The sequence below is a fragment of the Caulobacter endophyticus genome (assembly GCF_029543245.1).
In the GTDB taxonomy this organism is placed as follows: Bacteria; Pseudomonadota; Alphaproteobacteria; order Caulobacterales; family Caulobacteraceae; genus Caulobacter; species Caulobacter endophyticus_A.
Genome location: NZ_JARQWV010000022.1, coordinates 92,996 through 101,890 on the forward strand (window position 1 = coordinate 92,996; position 8,895 = coordinate 101,890).

Sequence of the window (8,895 nt, forward strand, 5' to 3'; positions counted from 1 at the left end):
CGCCTCGAAGGCGCTAGCCGGGGTCCAGGGCTCCAGCTTTCGGAACCCGCGCCATGCTTCGCCGCAAACCCAAGAAGACGCCCTTTCCCGTGGCGGACGGCGACACCGTCGAGCTCGTCCTCCGCTGCGGCCACCGCGCCCGCGCCTCGGTGCTTGGCTCCAGCGGCGGCCTGGTCGAACTGGCCTACCGCAAGGCCGACGACCGCTGCGGCCACGCCTATGTCGACGCCGCCACCCTGCAACCTGGCGAAAACGTCCGCTGGGCCTTCACCGCCCGCCCGCCGGTCTGACATCCCCTCTCTCTTTGAGAGAGGGAGGGGCCCATGGCGCAAGCCATGGGAGGGTGAGAGGTTACACCCTCTCAGAACGAAGCGGGGACCGGACGGCCTACTCGGGCAACCCGGCCCAACCGTGCCGCATCTATCCCGGGGCCCCGGCGCTCCGGCTGCGACGACGACACAAGCAAGGGGGAGCAGGATTAGGGCTTCGCCGGCCAGCGGTGAAACCTCTCACCCTCCCACCGCTTCGCGGCGGGCCCCTCCCTCTCTCGAAGAGAGAGGGGTTATTTCAGAACCGCCAGCTCAGCGCCGCGCCCCAGGTCAGGGGCTTGCCGGGGAAGCGCACCACGGTGTTGGCGTTGCTGCTGACCGCCGTCCAGTAATACTCGTCGGTCAGGTTGCGGCCCCACAGCGACAGCTCCCAGCCCTGGTCGGGCGAGGAGATCCCGATGCTGCCATTGAGCAGGCCATAGCTGTCGATCACGAACAGCGGATTGCCCTCCAGGTCGGCGCTCGACTTGTCCTGCCAGCGACCGTTCAGCGCCGCCTGCAGCTTCAGGCCATTGGCCAGGTCGTGGTCGAACAGTGCCGTCAGGCCGCCCTGGAACTTCGGGCTGTATAAAAAGGGCCGCCCGTCGAAATCCTGGGGCTGACCGGCGCCGTTGATGCCGGTGTAGCCCTGGACCTCGGTGTGCAGCCAGGTCGCCGAGGCGAGGAAAGTCAGGGACTTGGTGGCGCGCCAGGTGATGTCGCCGTCCAGGCCGCGGGCCATGCCTTCGGGCACGTTGGCCAGTCGCGACAAGGCCGTATAGATCGGGTCGGCGAACGACACGCTGAGCTGCTTGTCGGTGTAGTCGTAGTAGAAGACGCCCAGATTGGCCTGCACCCGGCGCTGGAACATCGCCGCCTTCACGCCCAGCTCGTAGGCCGTCAGCAGTTCCTGCCGCGCCGGGGCGTTCTGGGTCGAGATGTTGGCGGCGTTGATCGGGGTCGCCCCGGCCTTGGCCCCGCGCGAGATCGAGCCATAGACCAGCACGTCTTCCGACGCCTGCCAGTCCAGCGCCACGCGCCAGGCGAAGTTGTCCTCGTCCAGGGTCGAGCGCACGAAGCCGAATTGGGCCGTGGCCGGATCGAAGGTGTTGCACGTGCCCTGCGCGATCGGCGCCACCAGGCCGTAGACGCTGAAGAACAGCGCCCGGTTCACGACGTTGACGTTGGGCAGCATGTTGCCGTTGAAGTCGCGCGAGCAGCCCACATAGTCCTGCTTGTCCTGGCTGTAGCGCAGGCCCACGGTCAGCTTCAGAGTTTCCGTCAACTGCCTGTCGGCATTGGCGAAAAGGCTCCAGGTGTCGGTCTCGATATTGCCGACGTCCTCATAGGTGCGGAACGCCTGGCTCATCTGCAACGCGGTGTAACCGCCGCTGTTGAACGGCGTCGCCAGCAGGGTCGAGCCGTAGAACCGGATCAGGCCGACATTGGCGTTCTGGCCCAGGATCGTGCGGTTCATGTCGAGGATCTCGTCGTGGGCGACATAGCCCCCGACCAGCCAGGACCCCTTCTCCGTTCGTCCCTCCAGGCGCAGTTCCTCTGAGGTCGACTCGATGTCGCCGTGCGCCTTCTGGACCAGGATCTCGTAGGGCGCGCCGCTCCAGTCGAACACCGCGTCGCGCCGCAGCTTGTTGTAGCTGGTCAGCGAGATCAGGCTGACGTCGTCGGAAAGATGCCAGGCGAAGCGCAGCTTGGCCGCGTCGAAGCGGTCGTCTTCCTCGGCCGGATCGCTGATCCCCAGGCCGGTGCCGACGTCCGCCCCGCGCACCGACAGCGGCGCCCAGTCGGCCTGCGTGGCCTTGGTCGGCCTGTTGGCGGCGATGTAGCTCACCAGACCCGCGGCGTTGAACGGGCTGGCCGCCGTCGCCGGCGTGAAGCCGATGGCCTGGGCGGCAACCGTGTCGGACCGGTTGCGCCATCCGGCGTAGGAGAAGTCCAGGTCGACCTTCTCGCTGGGCTGGGCGGCCAGCGACAGGCGCCAGCCCTGGCGATCCACGTCTCCCAGCCGCTCGTCGCGGCTGTTGCTGACCTGCCAGCCCTTGCCGCTGTGCTCGGCGCGGAACGCGACCCGGGCCTGGACCTTCTCGCCCAGTGGTCCGCTGAAATAGCCTTCCAGATTGCGGGTCTTGTAGTTGCCGAGCTCCGCCGTCAGCCCCGCCTCGAAGTCCTCGGTCGGCTTGTTGGTGACGAAGTCCACGAGGCCCGCCGTGGTGTTGCGGCCGTACAGCGTGCCCTGCGGGCCTTTCAGCACCTCGACCCGTTCCAGGTCGAACATCGGGCCGGTGTTCATGAACGGATAGGCGTAGGCGACCTCGTCGACATAGGTGCCGACGGTCGAGGTGGCCGACAGGTTGATGGTGTTGAAGCCGATGCCGCGCAGCGTATAGGTCGGCACGCCCTGATAGCTCTGGCTGACCGTGAAGCTGGGCGCGACGGTGGACAGGTCCTTGGGGTCGGTGACCCGCAGCTGCTGCAGGGTCTGGCCGCTGAAGGCCTGGATCGGCATGCCGATGTCGTTGGCCGCTTCCTCGCGGCGCTGGGCCGTGACGACGACCGTCTCGATGGCCAGGCTGTCCTTTTCATCCTGGACGGGCTTGGCCGCCGGGGCTTGCGCCCAGACGGGCGCCGCCATCGACAGGGCCATGGCCGACACCCCCAGGGCCAGCGCCAGGCGCAGTGATCCTTGCATGCGAAACCTCCCTCCGGCCGCGCCTTCGTTGGACGCTGGCTCTATCGGAGCGTGCGGGTCGCCCGCTCCTCTAACAAGCTATCGGAACTGATAGGGTCGGAGCCGCGCCTCAGAGCCCCAGCACCAGCCTGGCGATGATGTCGCGCTGGATCTCGTTGGATCCGCCGTAGATCGAGGCGGCGCGATTGTTGAGATAGCGGGCCACAGTCGTGCGGCCGTGCTCTGGGCCGATCAGGGCCTCGTTGGAACCCGCCTCGCGCGCGGCGGGCTGGTGCACCGCGGCCCAGTCGCCCAGGTTCGCCACCGCCAGCTCGTCCTGCTTCTGCAAGGCCTCCGAGCCCTGCGCCTTCAGGATTGACGAGGCCGGCCCCGGATTGGCGCCGCTGGCGAAGGCGCTCAGCACCCGTCGCTCGGTGACGTCGATGGCCAGGGCCGCTATCTCGGCTTCGGCCAGCCGCCGCCGCTGGTCGGGATCGTCGGCGACGCCCGCCTCGCGCAGCCTGGAAAGGCCCGCGTCCAGCCCGGCCGCATAGCCCCCGCCCCGCTCGAACTCCAGCAGGTGCTTGGCCACCGTCCAGCCCTGGTTCTCCTCGCCCAGCCGGTCGGCCTTGGGCGTGCGGACCTCGTCGAAGAACACCTGGTTGACCTCGTGCTCGCCGGCCAGGGTCAGGATCGGGTCGACGCGGATGCCCGGCCGGTCCATCTCGACCAGCAGAAAGGTGATGCCGGCCTGCGGCTTGCCCTCGGTGCTCGTGCGCACCAGGCAGAACATGTGCGTCGCCCAATGGGCGTGGGTGGTCCAGATCTTCGAGCCGCTGAGCACATAGTCGTCGCCGTCGGCCACCGCCTTCATCTGTAGCGAGGCAAGGTCCGACCCGGCCCCGGGCTCGGAATAGCCCTGGCACCAGTAGTCCTCGCCCGACAGGATCCTGGGCAGGTAGCGGGCCTTCTGCTCGGGGCTGCCGAACCGCATGATCGCGGGCGCCACCATCCGCAGGCCCATCGGCGCCAGGCCCGGCGCCCCGGCCCGTGCGCATTCGCTGAAGAAGACGTGGCGCTGGATCTCGCTCCAGCCGGGGCCGCCATGCTCGACCGGCCAGGTCGGCGCGGCCCAGCCCCTGGCGTGCAGGATCCTCTGCCAGTCCAGGCTGTGGGCCTTGTCGCAGAACACGCTGGTCATCCGCCGCCCGGCCTCGCGCAGCTGCGGCGTCAGCTCGGCGTCCAGGAAGGCGCGCACCTCGTCCCGAAAGGCCAGGTCATCAGGCGACAGCTCCAGGTCCACGCGCGTACTCCGATCCAACGTCGGGGAAACTTGCGAAAGCCGGGGCCCGGTGCGCAAGCTATCGGAACCGATAGGGAAAGAGCGCCCGCATGACGGCGACGACGGGGGGAGAGGCCGAGCATCTGGCGCGGGTCATGGGCCTGGCCGCGCGTGTGCGCGACCTCGGCGTCGAGATCGGCCTGCCCTACATCGCCGCCAGCGCCGACATCTCTAGCCCCGAGCCGATGCTGGGATCGGACGGGTTGCCGCTGGCCGAGACCACCTTCGAATGGCTGGACGCGGGCCTGCGCTACTGGCGCGACCGCGCCTTCGCCCTGCGGGCTCCGTTCATCCTGGCCGCCCGCTACGCCGCCGAGCCGTTCTTCTATCACGAGGGCCGTTTCTCCAGCTGGCGGCCGCTGCCCAAGCTGGAGGCCATTCCGGTGGCCGAGGCGGCCCAGGACTTCGGCGTCGCCGCCGCGATTATCGCCCCGGCCTATCTGACCGGCGGGGTCATCGGGGCCGTGGTCTGGGCCTCGGCCCGGCCCCTGCCTGACCTGCCGGCCCTCTACGCCGCCCGCGCCGACCAGTTGCACGGGGCGGCCCTGCGCCTGGTGTCGGCCTATCGCGACGGCCTGGCCGACGACGCGCCCCTGGCCCGCTTGACCAAGCGCGAAATCCAGTGCCTGAAATGGGCGGCGGCCGGAAAGACCGACGCCGACATCGGCCAGATCATCGGAATATCCGGCCCCACGGTCCGTTTTCACGTCCAGAACGCCGCCCTGAAGCTGCGCGTGGCCGGACGGGCCCAGGCGATCCACCGGGCCACGGGCCTGGGCTATCTGGGATCCGCCGCTTTCTGAGGCGCCGGCGCCCGAATGGCGCGCAGCAATGCTTTGTCACGAACGCGATGCACAGCCGCAAGGCGGCCTCTCCACCTTAAGACCTGTCAGAAGCGCCCGCCGAACGAGGGATCGGCGCGCCGCTTCGCAGGAGAAGACTATGAGCAAGACCCGCAATCGCCTGCTGGCCCTGACCGTCCTGGGCGGTCTGGCCATCGGCGGCGCGGCCGTCGCCGAAACCGTGAAGCTGCCCGCAAAGCAGGTCGCCCTCGGCGTCGATCACTTCCAGGCCAGGACCCAGGTCATCGACGATCGTCTCGACGTCGAGACGGTGGTCACGACGCAGGCTGGTTTCCAGACCGGCAAGGGCCTGTTCCGCAACCCGTCGAACGACAACTATCTGCGCGCCGTCGTCGACAAGCGCACGGGCGAGACGCGTTACGAAGTCCGCCAGACCCTGATGTACCAGGGCGCGATGCGTGAGTACGACACGGTGGCCTACGAGACCTCGGCCTGGCCGGTCCAGACCCAGGCGATCAAGATCCGCGACAACGCCGGCCGCTGCTTCCTGTTCGAGGCGCCGGAGCTGTGCACGGAAGAGGTCGCCTTCTCGATCAGCGAGGGCGAGCTGCGCAAGGTCGCCGCCAAGCCGCAGGCCTGGGGCTTCAAGTTCAAGTCCCCCAAGGGCTTCGAGCACCGCACGGCCATCACCCAGGCCGAGATCGTCGGCCTGCTGAACAGCGTCGACGCCTATCGCGCAACCCTTCCCGCGGTCCAGGCGCAAGCCGAGACCGCTACCGGCGGCTGAGCCGTCGCGTCCCCGTATCCGGAGTAGTTTTCCATCATGAAGTTCGCTGCTGTTATCGCCGTGGCCGCCGGTCTCGTCGCTTTCCCCGCCATGGCCGGTCCGGCCGGCCACGGCCTGACCTTCACCGAAGAAGTCGCCAAGAAGAACCTTCAGAAGCGCACGGTGAAGATCGCCGCCGCCTCGTCCTGCGCCGCCCCGGCCGCCGTCGAACTCGCCAAGCGTGACGACGTCGCCACGGCCAAGGCCAAGGAAGGCGTGGTCCGCGTCGTGTTCCACTCGGTCGACGCCGCCGCGGCCCAGGAAGGCGCCGTCCGCGCCGCCGTTTCCGACATCTGCCGCGCCGCCTAAAGGCGCCGGCATCCAAGACGGTCGTTTCGGCGGCCGGCCCTCGCGCGAGTCCTCTTCCCCCGAAGTGCGCGCGAGGGCATCCCTTTTTCAGAGAACGATGCAATCCAGCCTTGCAGCGGGTTGAACTCGGTGGAAAACCGCCGCTTTCTACCTTGCTCGCGGCCACATCGTTCCTAGATAGCCCAGTTGTATGGATAGCCCAGGTAACGGACTGAACGCTTTGCAGCGGGAGCTGGCCACGGCCCCCGTGGCCCCGACCGTGCTCATCGTCGAGGACGATCCGGCCCTGCGGACCCTGCTGATGCGCCTGCTGCGCGAAGAGGGCTTCCAGCCGCTCAGCGCCGCCCATGGCGGCGAGATGGCGCGCGTCCTTGAGTCCAACACCGTCGACATCATCCTGCTCGACGTGATGATGCCCGGCAGCAACGGCTTCCAGCTGTGCCGCAGCCTGCGCAAGGAAAGCGACGTGCCGATCGTCATGCTCAGCGCGCGTGACGACGAGAGCGACCGCCTGATCGGCCTGGAGCTCGGCGCCGACGACTATATCGGCAAGCCCTTCAGCAAGAAGGAGCTGATCGCCCGCATCCGCGCCATCCTGCGCCGTACGCAAGGCGGGGCTCAGGCCAGCCAGCCGCGCGGCGCCCAGCAGATGGTGTTCGCCGGCTGGCAGCTCGATCCGGGCCGCCGCGAGCTCTTGTCGCCCGACGGCGCCTTCGTTGATCTGTCGGGCGCCGAGTTCGACCTGCTGCTGGCCTTCCTGTCGTCGCCCCAGCGGGTGATCGGCCGCGAGCGCCTGCTGGAAATGTCGCGCGCCCGCATCTCGGACGCGTCGGACCGCAGCATCGACGTGCTGGTCAGCCGTCTTCGCCGCAAGCTGGCCGTCAGCGGCCAGGCCGAGTCCCTGCTGCGCACCGTGCGCGGCATCGGCTACATCTTCACCGCGCAGGTGGAGCGCCGATGAAGCCTTTGCGGCTGTGGCCGCAGCGTCTGGTCGGCCAGGTCACCCTGGTCCTGATGCTGGCCGTGGCTCTGGAATTCATCGGCAGCTCGATCCTGTTCGAGAACAGCCGCATCTACCCCAACCGCGACAACCAGGTTCAGCGCGCCGCCGAACAGCTGGTCACCGCCGAAGCCATCATCGAGACCCGCCCCGAGCACGAGCGCGCCGCTCGCGCCGCGGGCCTGTCCAGCCGCTCCAGCCAGCTGGAATGGACGCCCCTGCCCCATCTGGTCGACCGCGAGCGTTCGGCCGAGCGCAAGCTCAAGGACCAGTTCCGGGCGGCCGAGCCCAGCCTGGCCCGGCGCGATCTGCGGATGAACGCCGAGATCGACCGCACCCTGCCGCGCGACACCCACCTGAAGGTGGCGCTGAAGATGCGCGACGGCACCTGGCTGACCATGAAGACCAAGATCCGGGCCGCCCCCTGGGCGGTGCTGCTCAGCAGCGTCGGCTCGGCCTTCATCCTGGGTCTCGGCGTTATCACCGCCGCGGCCCTGGTGCTGCGCAATCTCAGCCGCCCGCTGCGGGCCCTGGCCGAGGCCGCCGACAAGGTCGGCCAGGGCGCGCGGGTCCGCGTGGCCGAGACCGGAGCCGGCGACCTCAAGCTGGTGGCCCAGGCCTTCAACGCCATGCAGGACCGCATCGCCGGCCTGCTTCAGGCCCGCACCGAGGCGCTGGCGGCGGTCGGCCACGACCTGCGCACGCCGCTGGCCCGGCTTCGCCTGCGCGCCGGCTTCGTCACCGACGACCACGCCCGCGAGGCGCTCGAGGCCGATGTCGACGAGATGACGACCATGCTCGACTCCCTGCTGGCCTATCTGGGCGGCCAGGAAGACCCCGAGCCGCCGCGCCGCACCGACATCGCCGCCATCGCCATGACCCTGGTCGACGACGCCACCGACTCCGACCGCGTCGCCACCTATGACGGGCCCGAGCACCTGCCCGTGCGGGCGCGCCCGCTGTCGCTCAAGCGCGCGATCAGCAACATCGTCGAGAACGCCCTGCACTACGGAGACGAGGCGGTGCTCACTCTGGAGCGTCAGGGCCGCACGGTGATCCTGGCCGTCGAGGACAACGGCCCCGGCATTCCCGAAAGCGAACTGGCCCACGTGCTCGAGCCCTTCCACCGCCTCGACAGCGCCCGCGCCCGCAACACCGGCGGCCTGGGCCTGGGGCTCACCATCGTCCAGCAGATCCTCAAGCGCGAGGACGGCGAATTGGTCCTGCGCAACCTCCCGCAAGGCGGCCTGCGAGCCGAGATCCGCCTGCCGGCGCTGTAAAGGACCCCTCTCCCATAGGGAGAGGGAGGGGCCCAGGCGAAGCCTGGGAGGGTGAGGGGTTACGCCTTCAGCCGGCGTGCCGGCACGCCGTCTCCGGTCCCTAACCCCTCATCCGACCTGCTCCGCAGGCCACCTTCTCCCTTCAGGGAGAAGGGAGAAGAGAGGCGGACGGGGATAGACGCCCGTCCATCCACGGCGAGTTCACTAAAGAACCGAACGAACTCAACCCCTTGCAACTTTCTCAGCCAAACTTATCAGACGCGTTGAAACCCGCCGCATAATCAAACCCGTCCCCGCCATGGGGAGGGCTCTTGGTACCGGCCCAAGCGTGGCGAGGACCG

Annotated in this window: 8 protein-coding genes; 6 read left to right on the forward strand and 2 right to left on the reverse strand. The window is 68.8% G+C overall.

The window, feature by feature from the left end:
- Positions 1–53 precede the first annotated feature (53 nt).
- The gene (locus P7A99_RS19675) at positions 54–290 is read left to right on the forward strand and encodes a hypothetical protein (RefSeq protein ID WP_101717298.1); all 237 of its coding nucleotides are present in this window, start codon (positions 54–56) and stop codon (positions 288–290) included.
- A gap of 277 nt (positions 291–567) precedes the next feature.
- Here P7A99_RS19675 and P7A99_RS19680 read toward each other — a convergent pair whose 3' ends face one another.
- On the reverse strand, positions 568–3,015 hold the full coding sequence (locus tag P7A99_RS19680) for a TonB-dependent receptor (RefSeq protein ID WP_277795453.1): 2,448 nt from the start codon (positions 3,013–3,015) through the stop codon (positions 568–570).
- Between the two features lie 109 nt (positions 3,016–3,124).
- A complete protein-coding gene (locus P7A99_RS19685) occupies positions 3,125–4,297 on the reverse strand; it encodes an acyl-CoA dehydrogenase family protein (RefSeq protein WP_277795454.1) in 1,173 nt (390 codons plus the stop codon).
- Between the two features lie 89 nt (positions 4,298–4,386).
- On the opposite strand from P7A99_RS19685, the gene P7A99_RS19690 reads away from it, so the two are divergent.
- The 5 genes from P7A99_RS19690 to P7A99_RS19710 all read left to right on the forward strand — a co-directional run bounded on the left by P7A99_RS19690 (position 4,387) and on the right by P7A99_RS19710 (position 8,554).
- Positions 4,387–5,139 (forward strand): helix-turn-helix transcriptional regulator, encoded by a 753-nt coding sequence (locus P7A99_RS19690; protein ID WP_277795455.1) that lies wholly within the window; start codon positions 4,387–4,389, stop codon positions 5,137–5,139.
- A gap of 139 nt (positions 5,140–5,278) precedes the next feature.
- Positions 5,279–5,926 (forward strand): hypothetical protein, encoded by a 648-nt coding sequence (locus P7A99_RS19695; RefSeq protein ID WP_277795456.1) that lies wholly within the window; start codon positions 5,279–5,281, stop codon positions 5,924–5,926.
- Between the two features lie 36 nt (positions 5,927–5,962).
- Positions 5,963–6,274, forward strand: coding sequence for a hypothetical protein (locus P7A99_RS19700; protein ID WP_277795457.1), 312 nt, complete (start codon positions 5,963–5,965; stop codon positions 6,272–6,274).
- 190 nt (positions 6,275–6,464) lie between these two features.
- Complete coding sequence (locus P7A99_RS19705; RefSeq protein WP_277795458.1) at positions 6,465–7,235, forward strand: response regulator transcription factor; 771 nt, start codon at positions 6,465–6,467, stop codon at positions 7,233–7,235.
- Positions 7,232–8,554, forward strand: coding sequence for an ATP-binding protein (locus tag P7A99_RS19710; protein ID WP_277795459.1), 1,323 nt, complete (start codon positions 7,232–7,234; stop codon positions 8,552–8,554). Before P7A99_RS19705 ends, P7A99_RS19710 begins: the two co-directional genes overlap by 4 nt.
- The last annotated feature ends 341 nt before the right edge of the window (positions 8,555–8,895 follow it).